Source organism: Thalassospira sp. GB04J01, from assembly GCF_000751115.1.
Lineage (GTDB): Bacteria > Pseudomonadota > Alphaproteobacteria > Rhodospirillales > Thalassospiraceae > Thalassospira > Thalassospira lucentensis.
Genome location: NZ_CCDX020000015.1, coordinates 1 through 18,730, shown reverse-complemented (window position 1 = coordinate 18,730; position 18,730 = coordinate 1). Strand labels below are relative to the sequence as shown.

Annotated in this window: 16 protein-coding genes and 1 pseudogene; 2 read left to right on the top strand and 15 right to left on the bottom strand. The window is 53.2% G+C overall.

Annotated elements, in window-relative coordinates; all coding sequences use genetic code 11:
- Nucleotides 1–21 precede the first annotated feature (21 nt).
- Entirely contained in the window at nucleotides 22–2,037 is a 2,016-nt protein-coding gene (locus AMM48_RS15815) for a sensor histidine kinase (protein ID WP_158246477.1), read from the top strand.
- Nucleotides 2,038–2,051: 14 nt separating this feature from the next.
- Here AMM48_RS15815 and AMM48_RS15810 read toward each other — a convergent pair whose 3' ends face one another.
- From AMM48_RS15810 to AMM48_RS15735, 15 genes are all read right to left on the bottom strand, one after another.
- On the bottom strand, nucleotides 2,052–2,792 hold the full coding sequence (locus tag AMM48_RS15810; RefSeq protein ID WP_244271257.1) for a response regulator transcription factor: 741 nt from the start codon (nucleotides 2,790–2,792) through the stop codon (nucleotides 2,052–2,054).
- Nucleotides 2,793–3,097: 305 nt separating this feature from the next.
- A complete protein-coding gene (gene folP, locus AMM48_RS15805; protein ID WP_102784826.1) occupies nucleotides 3,098–4,213 on the bottom strand; it encodes a dihydropteroate synthase in 1,116 nt (371 codons plus the stop codon).
- Between the two features lie 13 nt (nucleotides 4,214–4,226).
- On the bottom strand, nucleotides 4,227–6,170 hold the full coding sequence (gene ftsH / locus AMM48_RS15800) for an ATP-dependent zinc metalloprotease FtsH (protein WP_102784825.1): 1,944 nt from the start codon (nucleotides 6,168–6,170) through the stop codon (nucleotides 4,227–4,229).
- A gap of 86 nt (nucleotides 6,171–6,256) precedes the next feature.
- Nucleotides 6,257–7,714, bottom strand: coding sequence for a tRNA lysidine(34) synthetase TilS (tilS, locus tag AMM48_RS15795; protein WP_102784824.1), 1,458 nt, complete (start codon nucleotides 7,712–7,714; stop codon nucleotides 6,257–6,259).
- Nucleotides 7,715–7,740: 26 nt separating this feature from the next.
- A complete protein-coding gene (gene ybgF / locus AMM48_RS15790) occupies nucleotides 7,741–8,907 on the bottom strand; it encodes a tol-pal system protein YbgF (protein ID WP_244271256.1) in 1,167 nt (388 codons plus the stop codon).
- 405 nt (nucleotides 8,908–9,312) lie between these two features.
- Nucleotides 9,313–9,807, bottom strand: coding sequence for a peptidoglycan-associated lipoprotein Pal (gene pal / locus AMM48_RS15785; protein WP_022730351.1), 495 nt, complete (start codon nucleotides 9,805–9,807; stop codon nucleotides 9,313–9,315).
- 128 nt (nucleotides 9,808–9,935) lie between these two features.
- Nucleotides 9,936–11,306 carry a Tol-Pal system beta propeller repeat protein TolB gene (gene tolB / locus AMM48_RS15780; RefSeq protein ID WP_102784823.1) on the bottom strand — a complete coding sequence of 457 codons (1,371 nt, stop codon included), beginning with the start codon at nucleotides 11,304–11,306 and terminating at the stop codon, nucleotides 9,936–9,938.
- Nucleotides 11,307–11,347: 41 nt separating this feature from the next.
- The gene (locus tag AMM48_RS22205) at nucleotides 11,348–12,307 is read right to left on the bottom strand and encodes an energy transducer TonB (RefSeq protein ID WP_158246476.1); all 960 of its coding nucleotides are present in this window, start codon (nucleotides 12,305–12,307) and stop codon (nucleotides 11,348–11,350) included.
- 6 nt (nucleotides 12,308–12,313) lie between these two features.
- Nucleotides 12,314–12,769, bottom strand: a complete 456-nt coding sequence (tolR, locus tag AMM48_RS15765) for a protein TolR (protein WP_022730348.1) — start codon at nucleotides 12,767–12,769, stop codon at nucleotides 12,314–12,316.
- A 2-nt stretch (nucleotides 12,770–12,771) separates the two neighbouring features.
- Nucleotides 12,772–13,503 carry a protein TolQ gene (gene tolQ, locus AMM48_RS15760; RefSeq protein WP_102784820.1) on the bottom strand — a complete coding sequence of 244 codons (732 nt, stop codon included), beginning with the start codon at nucleotides 13,501–13,503 and terminating at the stop codon, nucleotides 12,772–12,774.
- Between the two features lie 7 nt (nucleotides 13,504–13,510).
- Entirely contained in the window at nucleotides 13,511–13,972 is a 462-nt protein-coding gene (locus AMM48_RS15755; protein WP_102784819.1) for a YbgC/FadM family acyl-CoA thioesterase, read from the bottom strand.
- Nucleotides 13,969–15,045, bottom strand: coding sequence for a Holliday junction branch migration DNA helicase RuvB (gene ruvB / locus AMM48_RS15750; protein ID WP_101304872.1), 1,077 nt, complete (start codon nucleotides 15,043–15,045; stop codon nucleotides 13,969–13,971). Before ruvB ends, AMM48_RS15755 begins: the two co-directional genes overlap by 4 nt.
- Nucleotides 15,042–15,743 carry a Holliday junction branch migration protein RuvA gene (ruvA, locus tag AMM48_RS15745; protein WP_102784818.1) on the bottom strand — a complete coding sequence of 234 codons (702 nt, stop codon included), beginning with the start codon at nucleotides 15,741–15,743 and terminating at the stop codon, nucleotides 15,042–15,044. Before ruvA ends, ruvB begins: the two co-directional genes overlap by 4 nt.
- Nucleotides 15,740–16,288: a crossover junction endodeoxyribonuclease RuvC gene (gene ruvC, locus AMM48_RS15740; RefSeq protein WP_102784817.1), complete on the bottom strand. Its 549-nt coding sequence runs from the start codon at nucleotides 16,286–16,288 to the stop codon at nucleotides 15,740–15,742. Before ruvC ends, ruvA begins: the two co-directional genes overlap by 4 nt.
- Nucleotides 16,289–16,367: 79 nt before the next feature.
- Nucleotides 16,368–17,114, bottom strand: a complete 747-nt coding sequence (locus AMM48_RS15735) for a YebC/PmpR family DNA-binding transcriptional regulator (protein WP_102784816.1) — start codon at nucleotides 17,112–17,114, stop codon at nucleotides 16,368–16,370.
- Nucleotides 17,115–17,658: 544 nt separating this feature from the next.
- Here AMM48_RS15735 and AMM48_RS15730 point away from each other — a divergent pair.
- Nucleotides 17,659–18,730 (top strand): annotated as a pseudogene (locus AMM48_RS15730) (methyl-accepting chemotaxis protein); the annotation flags it as partial.

The following is an 18,730-nucleotide window of genomic DNA, read 5'->3' as shown; positions in this document are numbered from 1 at the left end:
CAAAACGTGGGCCGAACGCCCGTGGCCACCTTGATACGCACCAAGTTACCGCGCATTTTGTTCATCTTGTTCGTCGCCCTGATCGTCGCAATGATTGGTGGGCCCAATGGTCTGCACGCGCATGGGACTACGCCACTAACCACCGGGCACACCGATAAAATTGTTTTAAACGGTGATCTTCCCGGCAAGCTTGATCTGACACCCTATCTGTCATGGTATGTCGACCAAAGCCAGCAGATGTCACTTGATGATGTTCGCCAACTGCCGTTTGACGACTTTCAGCAAAGCACATCAATCCCATCGTTTGGGTATACGTCAGATATCATCTGGTACAGGATCGATTTCGGCGTCGATCAGATGTTGACCGCCCCCCCATACATTGAGGCCAATCCAAGCTATCTTAATCATATAGATCTGTATCTTTTTGAGGATGTCGCAACGGCCAAGCTTTCCGATGCCATTTGGCAGGAAAGCATGGGCGACCGCATTCCTGCGCGCAAGCGCCCCTTTACCAGCGGCACGCATGTCGCATCTTGGCCGAAACTTGATGCGGGTGCGTATCACCTGTTTATCCGGGTACAAAGTAACAGTACGAACTTGCTAACTGTCACCCTTTGGCAGGCCAAAGACCTTATTTCATCAATGACGCTTCGCAATCTGGCAACAAACATCTTCTTTGGGGTGTTTCTCACCCTTGGCATTACGTATTTCAGCCTTGGGCTTATCGCCCGCGATGCGGTTGTTGTCAGCTATGGCATCGGGATTGCGTGTGCTGGCATGCTCATTTCACTTGTAAATGGTGTCGGATTAAGTCAGCTGCGCTCGGAAATCCCGTGGATGAATGATTTTCTCATTGGGACCACCAACATCGTTTCACAGGCAGCCGTTGTCTTTTTATGGATACATATTCTTGAATTTCGCCAACGCACACCAATTTTGTTTTGGCTCGGATGTGCCTACTGCATCGTCATTTTAAGTTTTCTCATTGGTACGACCAATGAACTCTATACCGTGTTTGGCACCTATATCGTTCCGTCTGTCGCACTTTTCATGGCCTGCGCCTGTTTGGTTCTTGTCAAAAGGCTTGCCGCAGATATCAGAAACAAGACGCTTTGGGCGTATTTGATAGCCCTTGCCTTGCCTTGCGGCCCTGTCATCATGTTGCAATTGGCCCATGCGGGACTTATCGAGGTCACCCCGATACGCATCGGCCTCCATCAATTCACCTTCATTTTCCACATCATCGCGATGGGCATATTGATGGCCATACGTCTGACCCAAATGGACAGGGAACAGGTCTTCGCATCGACCAGAGCCGAAGAAACAACATCGCTTGTCGGTGAACAGCGCAAGTTGATTTCAATGCTGTCGCATGAATTCCGAACCCCGCTTGCGGTTATTCAACGTTCGTCAGAAATGCTGATGCTCCGTTTACAGGATCACAGCGATGATATTCAGAACCGGCTAAAACGCATTGAGCTTCAAGCCCGAAAACTTGCCCGTCTGGTTGATATTTTCCTAAGCAAGGATGGTATTGACGACAAGGAATTCTCGTTGGCGCGCGAACTTGTCGGGCTGGATCATTTCATGAATGATTTCGTCGCCAATACGACACGCGATGATGCCGAAATTCTGGTGACCTGTACGGGAACCAACGGTGTTGAAGCCTATATCGATGAAACACTGATTGGTCTGGCGATGACCAACCTGGTCGAAACGTCACGGCGTTTTGCCCATGGACAACCAATCCATATTACCGCGCGCGCGCAAAGTAACTGGCTGGCGGAAATATCAATACCCTGTCAGGGCGAAGGACTTGATAGCGATGAAATCCGTTTGATTGGAAATGCGCTGTTTCGCCGCGAAATGGAAACAAAGGCCCTGCGCAGTGCGCTTGGCCTGCATATTTCACAACGCATTGTTGACGCGCACGGCGGGTCAATCAAATTGCGTGATCTGGGGCCGATGGGAATTGCGCTGTGTGTGCTGCTACCGTGCGAAACTTCCAATCAGGACAGCGCGGCACCACTTGCGTGATGGCGCACCAAACGTCAAAGGTTTTCTGTTTCACCGGAAACGGCGCCAAGCGATGTGAAGGCATAGCCACGACCATATGCTGTGCGTATCGGAAGCTCTTCACCAATTTCCTTGAGAACCTTCTGGCGCACACGTCGGATTGCCGTATCAAGGTTGCGGCAGTTTTCAGCCGTATCGGCCTTCCTCAAGGCGATAACGATTTCCGGCCGGGTCAACCATGCCCCGTTCGCGTCAATCAATAACTTGATGATTGTCCGTTCGGTTGCGGTCAAGGATGCCGACTTCCCAAGCGGATTAACCAATGTCCAATTGAGCAGATCAAGAACCCAGCCCGCTTCCATACCAGCGGCATCAGCACCCTCGTCTGCACGCGAGGAACGGCGCAATAACGGCTGCAAAGCGGCTTCTATTACCGACAAAGGGCTATCTTTGGTCAGATAGACGTCGGCACCGGACTTGTAGCCTGTCAAGTGATGATCCATCCCCGACAGGGACGTCAGCATCATGATACCGCAATCAATGTTCTGACGGACGTATTTGGCAAGATCATAGCCGTCGGCATCGGGCAGCATGATATCAAGGATCACTGCATCGGGCTGTTTAGCCTTAAGCGCGCGAAAAAAACTCGCACCGGTTTCGCAACCAATCACGTCAAAGCCGCACATCTCAAGATACTCGCACAGATCCTTATTAAGATCGGTGTTGTCTTCTACGACAAACACACATTGCGCCGTCAGACTTCGACTTGATGTCATACTTTTGTTTCCGACCTCGGTCAGGCCAACAATTCCGTTCATATACAGACCTTTGCAGTAGCTCGTTTACTCAACCAATAAGCGTGACTTTGCGCCACTTTGTTTATTTCACTCTTTGGTATGTGGTGCGGTTTGCAAATGCGCAAGCCTCAACCGCAAAAGGTCAGAAAATGCCAGATTCCAAATATAAAAAAAGCAAGACCCAACCAAAAGGATATACACCCCTAAAATGTTGAACGGTCTTGCTTTTAATCAATCGGGTAAAAATGACAACCTATACAGGAAGCAAAGGTAAGCTGAGCTTCCTATACCAGAGCCGTCGAACTCGCGACCGAGATCGCCTGCACGGTTTCTTGAACATCATGGACGCGAATTACCTGCGCCCCGTGCCGCCATCCATTGACGGCAGATGCAATTGATCCACCGAGCCTTTGTTTTGGATCTGCTTTGGGATCAATTTTCCCGATGAACGATTTGCGCGACGTTCCAAGCAAAATTGGACATCCCAAACCGTGGAAAACCGCCAACCGCGACAGCAACTCAAGGTTATGCGACAGCGTCTTACCAAAACCAATCCCCGGATCAATACAAATCTTGTCGCGCGATATCCCGGCTCGTTCGCAACTTTCGATGCGATCAAGCAGATAGTCATACACATCAAGAACGGCACAATCATATTGCGGATCGACCTGCATGGTGCCAGGCTCGCCCTGCATATGCATCAGCATTACAGGTGCCCCCAAACGTGCAGCCACCTCAAGCGATCGTTCATCGCCTTCGAGCCCAGTGACGTCATTAATGATGGCAGCACCGGCCTCTATGGCGGCTTCCATCACATTGGCGTGGCGTGTATCAATCGAAACCACATGGCCCTTCTCGGCCAAAGCACGGATCACGGGCACGACACGGTCGATTTCCTCAGCCTCGGTAACGTCATCCGCCCCCGGACGGGTGGATTCCCCGCCAATATCAAGGATTGATGCGCCAAAGTCGGCAAGTTCACGCCCCCGGGCAATCGCCTGCTCGGTCGTGTTGTAATCCCCGCCATCAGAAAAGCTGTCAGGTGTCACATTGACAATGCCCATGACGTGGCATGAAGCCATATCAAGTCCGGCAAAATCGGCGCGCTTGGTCATCAAACGATCAAGCACATTGTTAATTTCATCAACACGCCCGCTATTTTGAACCCAGCCTTCAAGAGCAAGGAGCGGCAGGATCATGCTTTCGGCACCACCGCCTTCACGGCGACGAATAATTTCAAGGGCCGAAAAGCCGCGGCGCGATCCGGCCAGCGGGAGTGTATTGGGATCATCGGAATGGTCGATGAAACCGGTAGGTGCATAATAAAGCGGTCCGTCAAAATCAGCAAAGCCCCGCACATCGGCGGGGCTTCGCAGGACCGATCGAGTGATCTTGTCCATCAGTCTCTTTCTGTTAGCTGCCCGGCTGCGGCTCAGGGGACATATCCCCGCCACCTTCATCCGGGCTGTCTTTACGTGCAGCGCCCGAGCTTGGCACGGTGGAGCGACGTCCACCGGAATCTTTGCCGTTACTGCCACTTGAATGGCCAGAACGGTTGATTTCCTCGCCACGCAGAAGCGCGTCGATTTCTTTGCCCGACAGGGTTTCGTATTCCAAAAGCCCTTTGGCAAGAATGTGCAAATCATCAAGATATTCGGTCAGAACCCGCTTGGCGAATTCATAGGCCTCATCAGAATAACGACGGACTTCGTCATCAATCAGCTGAGCGGTTTTTTCCGAAACATTCTTGTGCTGTGCGACACTATGGCCAAGGAACACTTCTTCCTGGTTGTCGGCATATTTGACGTTACCAAGAACATCCGAGAAGCCCCATTCGGTCACCATCTTGCGCGCATATTGCGTCACCATATTGATGTCCGAAGACGCACCGGTTGTGACCTTGTCCTTGCCAAAGATAAGCTCTTCGGCAACACGGCCCCCCATGGCAACAGCCAGATCAGAAATCAGCTGTTCATAGGATTTCGAGACCTGATCACGTTCAGGCAAACGCATCACCATCCCCAACGCACGACCGCGCGGAATGATGGTTGCCTTGTGGATCGGATCGGACGCCGGTGTATGGAGTGCAACAAGTGCGTGACCGCCTTCGTGATAGGCTGTCAGCTTTTTCTCGTCATCCGTCATGATCATGGAACGGCGTTCCGCCCCCATCATGACTTTATCCTTGGCATTTTCAAAGTCGGCCATGGTGACTACACGCTTGCCAAGACGGGCGGCAAGAAGGGCAGCCTCATTGACAAGGTTTGCAAGATCAGCACCCGAGAAACCCGGGGTGCCACGTGCCACCGTGCGCAGCTCAACGTCCGGACCCAGCGGAACTTTGCGGGCGTGCACACCAAGAATGCGTTCACGGCCTTCAAGATCGGGGTTCGGCACAACAACCTGACGGTCAAAACGGCCCGGACGCAGCAACGCCGGATCGAGAACATCCGGACGGTTGGTTGCGGCAACAAGGATCACACCTTCGTTGGCCTCAAAACCATCCATCTCAACCAGAAGCTGGTTGAGCGTCTGTTCACGTTCATCGTTACCGCCACCAAGACCGGCACCACGATGACGACCGACAGCATCGATCTCATCGATAAAGATGATGCAAGGAGCGTTCTTTTTGCCCTGTTCGAACATGTCGCGCACACGAGATGCACCAACACCAACAAACATTTCGACAAAGTCCGAACCCGAAATGGTGAAGAACGGTACGTTTGCTTCGCCCGCAATCGCACGTGCCAGAAGCGTTTTACCCGTGCCCGGAGGACCGACCAGCAACATGCCTTTGGGGATTTTACCGCCAAGACGCTGGAACTTCTGCGGATCGCGCAGGAAGTCGACAACTTCTTCAAGTTCGTTTTTGGCTTCTTCGATGCCTGCGACGTCTTCAAAGGTAACCCGACCGGATTTTTCGGTCAGCATTTTCGCCTTTGATTTGCCAAAGCCCATGGCTTTGCCGCCACCGCCCTGCATCTGACGCATGAAGAAAATCCAAACCCCGATGATCAGCAGCATCGGCAACCAGCTGATCAGCGCACTCATCAGCGGCGACAGGCTTTCTTCCGGTTTTGCGATAATCCGAACGCCCTTTTCGTTGAGTCTTTCAACAAGGTTCGGGTAATCGGGGGTGTAAACATTAACAGAGCGACCATCGCGCGTTTGCGCACTCAGGGTATTGCCCTGAATTGTGACTTCTGAAATCTGGCCGGTATCAACTTCTGCCAGGAAGTCCGAAAACGCCATCGACGATTGACCGGACTGTCCAGAAGGCGACTGAAACAGGTTAAACAAGGCCACCAAAAGGATGGCAATGATAACCCACAGTGCGAGATTTTTTCCCATATTCATTCCAAGCTACTGGTCGCAAAATATTTCTACCGTCGCGCACAATACTCCTGCGCAAGGCATGGCTAACAAATAGTCAAAAGCCTCGGCTACGCAAGTAGGCTGACGGGTTTCGGTAACGATTTGAACCCACTTTCCCACAAAGGGGTGTGAGGTGCAAACCGCCATCGTCCATCAATTGCATTTCCCCCCCTACTCTGGGGCGTCACACAACCGGCTGCGGATAATACGTCGGAAAGTGCCGAAACCTCAAGCCCGCCAACGGATCGCAAGCCTTCTTTATCGTAGAGAGCAGGCATGGATGCAAGGGCTGCGCGGGGTAAATCAGCAATAAATCCGACTATTTCCCCAAATGCGGCGCGAAATGCCTTCGTGTGAAACACATCACAAAGCACCAGCGGCCCAATCCATATCCCTGCCAACGGGGGAAAAACAGGCGCTAAAGCGGCCCATTCAAAGCGATTATCCCACCGCACACATCCACCAGAACGCAAAACGTCGGGGTCAATGACCATCGGAGTTTTATCCATGCGGCCAACTTCGCGGAAGATATAAATCCGGTCTGATTTGCGATGAATGACACATCCGCCCAAACTGCTGCGGTGTGACGCATCTTTATATGCGACGTCGAGCAGGTTGGCTAAGGCATCAAAAGACGGCATATACGCCGCCCCACCGATGGTTCGAATGACCTGACCAAGGGCATAGCAGCGGACATCGCGGTCCTGAGAGCGATAAATTCCCGCCGTATCAACAACCGCAACCCCAACCGGCAGGATCATCACTGACCGGGCCAGAACATTGGCAATCGCTTCTTCGAGCGCAAGACGGGTCTCCACCGCATCAGATGGAATGTTTTCCTGATCCGCGGCAACCGTGATCCTTGTATCTTTACGAATCCGCACGCGTTCAAATTTCGGGTTCTGATTGGACGGATCTTCGACCCAGTCCTGCCCGCGTGCCTTCAGTGTCGCAATCAAATCGTTTTTTGCCACGGACAAAAACGGACGCAGCAACCGAACGGATTTTAGAAAACGACGCGAAGACATGCCCGCACGTCCCATCGGTTTCGTCCCGTGGGAATCGCGCATGGCAATGGTTTCGATTTGATCATCGAGATGGTGGGCGACCAAAAGATGAAGAATGCCACGTGTGGCACAGGCCTGATCAAGCAAATCATAGCGGGCAATACGTGCGCGTTCTTGCACCGCGCCGCTTGGCTTATCGCCAAGCCACGGCAGAACAATGTGGTCAATCCCGTGTGTGCGCAATGCCTGCCCGACCCATTTGGCTTCATGCGCAGAATCTGACCGCAAGCCATGATCCACTGTCATTGCGACAATTTTACCGCCCCGCGTTTGCGCCCATTCGTGTGCCAGCAGTGCCAAGGCCACGCTGTCAGCCCCGCCAGACACCGCAACCGCCAAAACAGGGGCGGTTTCAAATGGCGCGAAACCATCTATCAGATGCGCAAAAGCAACGGCGTCCAATGGTGTACCATCGGACGCCGCGCGATCATCTGTCGTTGGCTTATCGGGATTGCTCATAATGCCGCATTCTTCGGGTCTCTCGCTTATGAACACCCACGACTTTTGCGTTCCTGACGCGCGCGATCAAGGACAACTGCCGATGCATTCGGGAAGTTATCGATCAGGTGCCCAAAGGTCGTGCAGGCATCTTCATTCTTGCCAAGATTGGCCAGCGACATACCGAGCTTGAGAAGGTTATCGGGTGCCTTCGTGCTGTCGGGATAGGTTTGGAAACCTTCGGTAAAGGCGATGGCAGCATTTTCAAATTCGCCGCGCACATAATAGGTTTCACCTAACCAATATTGCGCATTACCGGCCAGCGGATCGTTGGGATGATCTTTAACAAAGGTCGAAAGCGCGCTTTCGGCTTCGGAAAACTCCTGACGGCGCAGCAAGCCAAAGGCATTGCGATATTGCTCTTCTGGCGTCACGCCAGCAGCCGCACTTTGCGTCGCGGTCGCCGCCGCCCCGGCAGACGCACCCGCAGCCGCTCCGGATGGAATTTGCGGTGGTTGGCCCTCGTTTTCGATTACACCAAACAGTTTGGTGCCACGATCATTAAGAGGTTCGCCCGAACCGGCCGAACCGTTACCAGCGGCGCCACCTGTGGATCCTGCGGTCTGGCCCGCAGCACTACCCGCAAGCGGTTCTGCCGATGCGCCGTTGCCATTATTGGCAAGTGGCGCACCAGAACCGGCACCCGAACCGTTTTCAAGCTGTGTCAGGCGAAAATCGATGTCGGAGACCAACCGTTCAAGGCGGTCTTCCATTTTGCGGATTCGAAAATCAAACTGTTCGATCTGCCCGGTCAACTGGGTTGCAGAGCGTTGCAGATCATTGATCTGTACTTGCTGACGGGCCGCCGCCGGGGTCGATGGATCACCACCGGTTACCGCCGAGGCGGCATCACCTGCGGGCGGGCCTTCGCGGTAAACATAACGCTGCAGCAAATCGAGATCCTTGCGCAGCTGTTCGACCTGCCGGCCAACGTTTGCATCCTGAGCAAAGGCCGAAACCGATCCGAGGGACGTCATCCCCACCAGAGCGCCAATCGTCAAAGCAACCAACAAGCCAGGACCTTTGCGAACAGATACAGCCACTTTTCCACGGCCGGTTAGGCGGGAAACGGTTTCAGCGCGATTTGCCGACTCCACGATTTCCTGTGTTTCAGTGGTTGAGCGAACTCGGATCATCATCAGAGCCTGGTGCATTTAATCTGCTCCATTTTGTTTGTTTTTTGGCGTGTCGTTTGGCAAAGCACTGCGTGCAGGATGATGCGGCGCATCGGCGAAACAATATAACGCAGCGAAACGCCGCGAAAAGCAAACCCTTCGGACCGGGATGTCTCTCTGCATTGGTATGTCACCCCTTGTAACCATAGTCACGCTGCGCTTCTACGGACCTTATCCTTCCAGTATCGCAGGATGCGTCTGGCAAAAAGGGACACATTAAATGCAACAGCCTCTCGATCCTTTGTCGTCAATGCAATATTACCAAATGCCGATTTGAACAGGGCACGACTACATTTTCAAACATTTTCAGGCGGCAAAAATAAGGCGCCTGCCCCAAACGGGACAGGCGCCTTGATATTCAGTCAGGCTTTAGCCCACACGCGCTTAACGGATAACCGATACAGAGCGGCGGTTTTTGGCCCAGCTTTCTTCGTCATGGCCAAGAGCAACAGGGCGCTCTTTGCCATAGGAAATGGTTTCAACGCGCGACGGGTCAATGCCCAGAGCGATCAGATAATCTTTGACCGAGCTTGCGCGACGTTCGCCGAGTGCAAGGTTGTATTCACGGGTGCCGCGTTCGTCGGCATGACCTTCAACAACAACTTTGTACTGCGGGTATTTTTTCAGCCAAGCAGCCTGCAGTTCGAGGGTGCGACGTGCTTCACCAGCCAGGTCATATTTGTCCAGGCCAAAGAATACGCGGTCACCAACGTTAACAGCAAACCACTCAGGGCTGCTTTCGGAAAGCGAGGTGCTGGTAGACGGCTGGTTTACAGTCGATACACCTTCGCCACCGGTGGTAGCTGAGCTATCAGGAGCAGTTTCACATGCAGCCAGAAGGGCGGCAGCAGCAAAGACGCTGAGAATACGAAGTTTCATTTAAAATTTCCCCTTAACACCGGACGCATTCGCCCGAGTTGGTGTTTTCCATGTCTCGCGACACCGAAAATGCCCGCGATTTAAGCGAATCGCATTCAGTGCTTCGCGATGACTATACTCTTGAGATATCAGGGAATCAAGGGCGACCATGCAGGATCCGACCCATCCGCAGGTGTAACGATCTCTCGCTCGTTATAACCTGTCAGATCAATCGAATACAAACGAAAGCGATCCTTGGTTCCGTCCTTGGACGGATGCTGGCGATGATACATCAACACCCGGCCGTTCGGCGCCCATGTTGGGCCCTCTACGAGAAACCCTTCGGCCAGCAGTCTTTCTCCACTACCGTCTGGCCGCATTACGCCGATATAGAACCTTCCTCCTTGCGATTTCGTGAATGCAATCAGGTCTCCGCGTGGCGACCAGACCGGGGTGGAATAAAGTCCACCACCGAAACTGATGCGCTGTACGCCGCTACCGTCGGCATTCATCACATAGATTTGTTGTGCGCCGCTGCGATCGGAGTTGAACGCAATGCGCGACCCATCTGGCGAGTAGGATGGCGACGTATCCACGGCAGGATGTCGCGTAAGCTGACGTTTTTCACGGGTGCGAAGGTCAAGTTCATAAACTTCGCTGTTACCGTCTAACGCCTGCGACATCACAACCGAGTTGCCGTCTGGTGCGAATCGGGGCGCGAAAGTCATCCCCGGAAAATCGCCCAGCAATTCCAACTCGCCGGTATCAATATCCAAAACATACACGCGTGGCTTGTCGTTAAAGTACGACATATAGACCACTTCCTGTGCTGTCGGCGAGAACCGCGGGTTCAGCACAAGGAACCGACCATCGGACAGGAACCGGTGGTTTGCACCATCTTGATCCATGATCGCCAACCGCTTATTGCGGTTATCAGCCGGACCTGTTTCCGAAACATAAACAATACGGGTATCGAAGTAACCGCTTTCGCCTGTGATCCGCTTATAGATTTCATCAGCGATCTTATGGGCAATGCGGCGCCAGTTATTGGGTTGTGTGCGATACGCAACACCCGCCATCTGGTTTTCAGCCAACACGTCCCACAGGCGGAATTCAACACGCAGAAGACCGTTTGCTTCGGTGACCACCCGTCCATTCACCAGGGCCTGCGCATTAATCGCGCGCCACTCGGCAAAGTTCGGGTTCACCGCAAGCGACGCGGCACTTTGGATAAACGCCTTTTCATTGATCGGCGAAAACAGCCCCGAACGTTCCAGATCAGCACTTATGACCTGCGTCATGTTCTGACCGATTTCCGTTTCGGCAACCCCGTCGCCCGGGAACCGGGCAACAGCAATTGGCATCGGTTTAAGCTCACCTCTGGTGATATCAATCCGAAGTTCTGCCTGTGCCGGCGCAATGAAACCAAAATTCAGGCCAGCGACGACAGCAAGCGCGCACAGCCCTGCCAGGCCGCGGCTCACCATATTTTGTGTTCGTACGTTGGTCTTGATCGTCATCCTGCCTCGCTATTTTCCACGCGTGTTCAAGAACTTATAACTCAAAGGCCCAACATTTCACGCATGTCAAAATTGAACGTGAATGTGCGCCACATTTCGTATTTATCCAGCGGCAGTTTCAGAGGGCTGCATTGCGGATTTAGCACAGCTCGAAGTGCACTTTCCGCAATTGTTCGACGTGATGCATCACCCTGAATATCGTTCAGGTTGCTGATTCGCGCCTGTCGAACAGTCCCGTCCGGGTTTGCGCTGACATGGATTTCCACCGCAAACGCGCCTGCTTCCTTCGCCCCAGCCGGTGGGCTCCAGCATTTTTCAATCTGACGTTTGACCGCATCAAGTTCGCTCATGGTCAGATTCGCATCAAGCCGGGTTGCCACCACTTCGCTCGCATTTTCTTCCGGGGTTTCCTCGGGCTGCGGCTCTGTTGGGCTGGCTTCTGATGTTTCCTTAAGCTTGCGAACGTCCTTTAGGATATTGTCCAGAAGGCGCTTTTTCGGCTCCTCCTTCTTGGGCTCTTCCTTTTTCGGTTCGGTCTTTTTGACCGGTTCAGGTTTAGGTGGCGTCGGTTTGCTTTGCGGCGTTACTTCGGCCAATTCCTTAACAGGTTGTGGTTCCGGTGTCGGTTCCGGCTGTTTTTTCACCTCGGGCGTCGGAACCGGCTCGGGCTTGGGAACCGGTTTCGGTTCTGGTTTCGGTTCTGGTTTCGGTTCTGGTTTCGGCTCAGGCTTCGGTTCTGGTTTCGGCTCAGGCTTCGCCACCGGTTTTGGCTCTGGCTTGGGTTCTGGCTTTGCAACCGGTTTAGGTTTTGGCTTTTCTTTCGGCTCGGGCTTTGGCAAGGCCTTGGTCGGTGCGGCGGAAAATTCATCCACCGTCACAACTTCGACCGAGATCGATTGCAAATCCATTGGCGTTTCTTCGAACAGGTCGGGCAAACCGAACCATGCGATCAAAAACAGCACAAAATGCAAACCAAACGATATGAGAGCGTAGCGCAGCATGTCTGGTTACGAACCCTTTTTGGGCAATTCAGCGATCAGGGCGACCTTGGTAAAGCCGGCATCCTTGATCAGTCCCATCACTTCCATCACACGGCCGTAATCAATGGCCTTGTCACCGCGTACAAAAATGCGGGTTTCCTGTTTGTTGTCGGTGATGGCATCGAGTTTTTCGGTCAGGGTTTCCTGTGCGATTTCACTGTCCATAATATAGATAGTGCCCTCGCGCGAAACCGATACCACAAGCGGCTCATCCTGCCCGGTCATCGGGGCCGCACTGGTTTCAGGCAGGTCGACGTCGACGCCAACCGTCATCAGCGGTGCCGCGACCATAAAGATCACCAGCAGAACCAGCATCACGTCCACCATCGGTGTGACGTTGATGTCGCTCATGGCGGCACGGCGGTTGTTACGACGCCCGCGACGTCCGCTGCCACCTGATCGGGATGAAAGCTGTGCGCCCATGATCAGTCTCTCGCGTCGTCAAGTTGGCGCGACAAGATCGAAGTAAACTCATCAACGAATGCTTCGAGACGGTTGTTATACCGGTTCAGGTCGCTGGAAATCTTGTTGTAGGCCACCACCGCAGGGATAGCGGCAACAAGGCCCATTGCGGTTGCCAAAAGTGCTTCGGCAATCCCCGGCGCAACCACCGCAAGCGATGTGTTTTTCGACGCAGCAATCGCCTGGAACGATACCATGATGCCCCAAACGGTTCCGAACAGACCAACAAACGGCGCGGTTGAGCCGACCGATGCCAGGAACGTCATATAACGTTCCACCCGGTCCATTTCACGACCAAGCGTCGTTTCCATGGCTCTTTCAAGGCGCTGCTGCAAACGTGCGCGCATTGTATCGCCCTTGATCCCACGGGCATTCGACCGGCGCCATTCGCGCATGGCCGAGACAAAAATCGCTGACATCGGATCGCGCGGCTTATCGGCAATCCGGTCATACAGATCTTCGAGCGAACCGCCCGACCAAAAGGCTTCTTCAAAAGTACCAGCCTGCGCGCGCAACTTGCGAAGGCGCAGCATTTTTTCGATAACGATAGCCCATACCCAGACCGAAGCCATTAACAGTCCGATCATCACGACTTTGACGACCAGCCCAGCCTGCATGAAAAGCCCCCACAGAGACATGTCATGCGACATGACCGACTGCCCCAGCGTTACCGCGTCGACCACTTGATTTTCCATATTCTCTTTAGTCCTTGTCCACATCCAGATAGCGATTGAACGCTGTTCTCAGTTCTTCGGGCAGTCTTTGAGCCCGAAGGTCTTCAAGCGACATGCAGGCGAGATAAATCTCGATCACCACAAGTTCCTCGTGATCGCGCATCACTTTTTGTTCGAACCCAAGCGACGCACCCCCAAGCTTTATCACGCGGCTTTCCACCGTAAGACGGTCTTCCAACCGGGCCGCACGACGAAAATCGAGCGTACAGTGTCGAACGGCTATGGCAACTTTGTGGCGTTCTGCAACATTACGATTGGTAAAGCCCAACAGGTTAAGCATCGCTGAACGTGCACGCTCGGCAAATGCAAGATAGTTGGCGTGATAGACAATACCGCCCGCATCCGTATCCTCGTAAAACACAATCAACGGATAGATATGCCGGTTGCCATCAAGATAGCCCAGCAACGCGTCATGATCGTTTTGTGTCATTCTGATTGATCCCCCGCCGGGCCATCAACCTGACCATCAAACAGATCAGAAAGTGGTACGCCCCCTGCTTCGCGTGGCGGTGTCAGACCAAGGTGCTTAAACCCCTTAATCCCAAGCATACGGCCACGTGGCGTGCGCTGGATCAACCCTTGTTGCAGCAAATAAGGTTCGATCACGTCTTCGATTGTATCGCGTTCTTCAGACAGGGCAGCAGCAAGCGTATCGACCCCGACAGGGCCGCCGCCATAGTTTCCGGCGATACAATTCAAATAGCGCCGATCCTGACTGTCCAGACCAAGGTTATCGACCTCAAGCCGGATCAAAGCTGCATCGGCAATAAATTTATCAACCGGTGATTTTTCTGCCACAGATGCAAAATCGCGCACCCGGCGCAACAAACGTCCGGCAATACGCGGTGTTCCGCGCGACCGGCGTGCGATCTCCATGGCCCCTTCGCGGGTCATATCGAAATTCAAAAGTTTCGCACCACGGGCAACGATGGTGACGAGTTCTTCGGGTTCGTAGAATCGAAGACGCAACGGAATACCAAACCGATCACGCAGCGGTGTGGTCAAAAGCCCCGAACGGGTTGTCGCCCCGACAAGGGTAAAGGGGGGTAAATCAATCCGTACAGACCGTGCGGCCGGACCTTCGCCAATGATCAGATCAAGCTGGAAGTCTTCCATCGCCGGATACAGAATTTCTTCGACGGCCGGGTTCAGACGGTGAATTTCATCAATGAACAGAACATCACGTGGCTGAAGGTTTGTCAGCAAGGCGGCAAGATCACCGGCCTTGGAAATGACCGGCCCCGACGTTGCGCGAAAGCCGACACCTAGTTCACTGGCAACGATTTGCGACAAGGTGGTTTTACCAAGACCGGGCGGACCGAAGAACAGAACATGGTCCATGGCTTCTTCGCGGGCCCGGGCAGCCCGAATAAAGACATCAAGGTTTTCACGCACTTCTTTCTGGCCGGTAAAATCGTCCAACCGACGCGGACGCAACGATCCATCCTGTTGATCTTCGTCGCGACGCTCGCCACTGAGCAGACGGTCTTCTTCCTCGCTCACGCGCTAAGCTCCTTTAGTCCCAAGCGGATCAGAGTATCAATCGACTTGTCCTCACCGGCCAACTGGGCGGCCTTTCCGACCGCACCAAAGGCCTCGGACCGGCCATAGCCAAGATTGACAAGGGCCGATACGGCATCGGCCAACACCACACCATCATCAACAATCGGCTCAACACTTGCTGTGTCGCCACTCACATCATCGGATGATTTTGACGTTTTCTTTGATTTTGAGGCTGTTTTGGCTGGTGCAGCGGCCTCTGTGACAGGTGCCGGGGCGGCAACCGGGCCAAGGTTCAGCTTGGCGGCCTTGTCTTTAAGTTCACCAACAATACGTGTGGCGACCTTGGGGCCAATGCCCGGCGCACGACAGAGTGCCGTTGTATCCTGTGCGGCCAAGGCGCGCAAAAGATCGGTCGGGCTCAAAACAGATAAAAGGGCCAAGGCGACTTTTGCGCCAACACCTTGCACCGTGGTCAAAAGCGAAAACCACTGCTTCTCGGCGTTGTCGGCAAATCCATACAGATGAATATGATCTTCACGGACATGGGTTTCGATCATCAAGCCTGCATCACCGCCCTTTGCAGGCAGCATCGACAGGGTCCGACGGGATGCAAAAACAAGATAGCCAACGCCATTCACATCTATAATGACGCTGTCTTCGCCGATGAAATCGATAATTCCACGCAGTTTCGCGATCACCTGTATTTTCTCCCATTCCCTGTTGGTCTGCTGTTGCCTGTCGGTTTGGCTGCCATGGTTGCGGCAAGAGCGCGGTTTCCAGCATGTTGCGCGTGACAAATAGCAACTGCAAGCGCATCGGCGGCATCGGCCCCGGCAATTTCACATCCCGGCAGCAAGGTCGACACCATCATTTCAACCTGTTGTTTGGCTGCGTGACCGGCACCGACCACCGTCTTTTTGACGGCATTGGGTGTATATTCCGTTACCGGGATGCCACTTCGTGCCGGGGCAAGCAAGGCAACACCACGTGCCTGACCAAGTTTTAGCGTTGAAACAGGGTTCTTGTTCACAAAGGTTTCTTCGACCGCGGCCTCGTCAGGGGTCCATGTTTCAATCACTTCCATCAATCCGGTATGGAGCTGATCAAGACGTTCGGCAAGCGACAGAGACTGGGTCGAGCTCACAACCCCGTTGGCAACATGACGCATGCGGTTGTCCTGAAGGTCTATCACCCCCCAGCCAGTACGTTGAAGACCGGGATCAATCCCGAGGACTCTGACCACAGTGTCACCCTATAATTTACCGATTAGATACAAAACACCCGCCATTCAAAAGCGAAAGGCGGGTGTTGGCAAATACTAATTAGTTATCGAGGCCAGCGACAATTTCGTCGGTCCAGGCAACGTTGGTCCAGACATTCTGAACGTCATCGTTGTCTTCAAGAACATCAACAAGCTTCATGATGCTTTGGGCCTGATCGATTGTGACATCCGCCTCGGTGACGGCACGGAACACCATTTTGGCACTTTCCGGGTCACCGAATTTTTCGGTCAAAGCTTCGCGTACCGTGTTGAGGTCTTCGAGCTCGGTATCAACGATATGGCTGTCATCGTCAGACTCAACATTGGCAGCCCCAGCTTCGAGGGCGGCTTCAAAGATTTCGTCAGCACCCGCAACGCTCGCCGGATAAACGATTTCGCCAAGACGGTTGAACATGAAGCCAACTGAACCGGTTTCACCAAGGTTACCACCGCTTTTGGTGAAAGCAGCACGGACCTCGGATGCGGTACGATTACGATTATCGGTCAACGCTTCGACGATGACGGCAACACCTGCGGTGCCGTATCCTTCGTAGCGGACTTCTTCGTAGTTATCGCCTTCGCCAGCACCGGTCGCCTTTTTGATGGCACGTTCGATGTTGTCCTTGGGCATGTTCTGAGCACGCCCTGCGGAAATTGCCGCACGAAGACGCGGGTTGCTATCGATATCGTCACTGATTTTTGCAGCAACGGTAATTTCGCGCGCAATCTTGGTGAAGATCTTGGCGCGTTTTTTATCCTGGGCACCTTTGCGGTGCATAATGTTCTTAAATTGGGAATGGCCGGCCATAACCTACAACCTGTATTCATTGAACTTCATGTGGATCGGTGCCGACTGGCACCACGCTGGCCCTATGAGCATGCCCCATTCAGGCCAGCCTGTCCGGGCATTTGCAGATATAATAAAGTGCGGCATCTGCAAAACGCACGAACGAAAATTTCGACCGCTCCTATAGCCTGTTTACCCTGCAAGGTCCAGCCATGCTTAGCGAAACGACAGGTCGAAAACCATGTTTGCCATCAGATAACGATGTTGCACCGGCTCGCACACACAAATTTCCATTGAGTTTTTTATGCGACTAAAGGTTAAATGTTGCAGTCGCGATAATATTCTTCCATTAATGGGTATCGCTTAGGCAATAAACAAAAAAGAACTCTTAGGGATTGTACGACTGCCCACAAAATCAATGGGTTCACCCACCCGGGCGGTTACAAGAACCTCGACGGACGCAGAAGCTGTCAGGGAAAAGTCAGGAAACAAAAAGGTAGAAAGAATGGGAACTAAATTCGGGGTCCAAAGCAAATTATTGATTTCGTTTGCTGTGGTTGGATTGATGGCTGTCGTTTCGGCTGTTGTCGGTGGCGTATCATTTACCAAATTCGGTGATGCGCTTACGACCATCACCGAGGAAAAACTTCCACCAATTGCCGCCGCACAACGACTGGCAACCGGTAGTGCAGAAATTGTTGCCATCGCACCACGTATCGTTGCCGCGGCAAATACCGAAGAAGAAATTGCCATCAATGATGAACTTGCTGTGCGTCTTTCGGCACTGGTGACTGACATCAACGAAATTGAAGCCACCGGTTTCATGCCAGAAGTCATCGCCAGCATCAATGACAGTCGCAACCTTCTTCAGGGTACGCTTGAGCAGCTTCATACAGTTACTCAGGAACGGTTTTCCGTCTCCAATGAAAAAGCCGAGAAGCTGACAGAATTCCAGAACCTGGCAAAGCGATATGCCGATACTTTGAAGCCGGTTCTGTCCTATACCCAGAACGACATTTCCCAAGGCGGGCAATATGCGGCGTCATTCGCGGAGGACTCCTCACGCCAGTATAGCGAGAGCAAGGAACAAATCCTTGAGACCTTCCTGAAACTGGCATCTGCGATTGATACGCGCACGCCGATCCTAGAGATCGAGCGCCTTGGCTCTGCTGCGTCCAACATGATTATTGCCAGCACGACGGAAACACAGGCTGTTCGTCTTTCGATCATTCCTGTTCGTATTCGTGGTGTTTATACCGATGCACTCGACAAGCTGGAGGCGCTCGACAACGATCGTCTCAAGACATTCTATGTTGATCTGATCGACAAAATGCAGGCGCTTTCGATTGGCGACGGCAGCCTTCCCGATCTTCGCAAACGTGAACTTGCCGCGACCGAAAGCAGTCAGGCACTGGTTGTTCAAAGTGCCGAATATGCCACCGCGATGCGCAATAGTGTAAATGAGCTGGTCACAGCCCTAAACGCTGAAGTCGACGCCGCTGCAGACGAGGCAAAAGTTGTCCAAAAACAAGGCCTGACCGCGTTGTTCGTGGTTGCAATTGCTGCGATCCTGATTTCGCTTGCGATTTATGTCCTCTATGTTCGTGGCAACGTACTGCGCCGTCTTGGCGGATTGC

Bases quoted from the DNA above. Each gene is read 5' to 3' on its own strand.
- AMM48_RS15810 (WP_244271257.1), bottom strand. From the start codon at position 2,792: ATGACATCAAGTCGAAGTCTGACGGCGCAATGTGTGTTTGTCGTAGAA.
- pal (WP_022730351.1), bottom strand. From the start codon at position 9,807: ATGAAACTTCGTATTCTCAGCGTCTTTGCTGCTGCCGCCCTTCTGGCT.
- AMM48_RS22205 (WP_158246476.1), bottom strand. From the start codon at position 12,307: ATGCTGCGCTACGCTCTCATATCGTTTGGTTTGCATTTTGTGCTGTTT.
- AMM48_RS15755 (WP_102784819.1), bottom strand. From the start codon at position 13,972: ATGACACAAAACGATCATGACGCGTTGCTGGGCTATCTTGATGGCAAC.
- folP (WP_102784826.1), bottom strand. From the start codon at position 4,213: ATGGACAAGATCACTCGATCGGTCCTGCGAAGCCCCGCCGATGTGCGG.
- ftsH (WP_102784825.1), bottom strand. From the start codon at position 6,170: ATGAATATGGGAAAAAATCTCGCACTGTGGGTTATCATTGCCATCCTT.
- tilS (WP_102784824.1), bottom strand. From the start codon at position 7,714: ATGAGCAATCCCGATAAGCCAACGACAGATGATCGCGCGGCGTCCGAT.
- tolQ (WP_102784820.1), bottom strand. From the start codon at position 13,503: ATGGAAAATCAAGTGGTCGACGCGGTAACGCTGGGGCAGTCGGTCATG.
- tolR (WP_022730348.1), bottom strand. From the start codon at position 12,769: ATGGGCGCACAGCTTTCATCCCGATCAGGTGGCAGCGGACGTCGCGGG.
- tolB (WP_102784823.1), bottom strand. From the start codon at position 11,306: ATGACGATCAAGACCAACGTACGAACACAAAATATGGTGAGCCGCGGC.
- AMM48_RS15735 (WP_102784816.1), bottom strand. From the start codon at position 17,114: ATGGCCGGCCATTCCCAATTTAAGAACATTATGCACCGCAAAGGTGCC.
- ybgF (WP_244271256.1), bottom strand. From the start codon at position 8,907: ATGCACCAGGCTCTGATGATGATCCGAGTTCGCTCAACCACTGAAACA.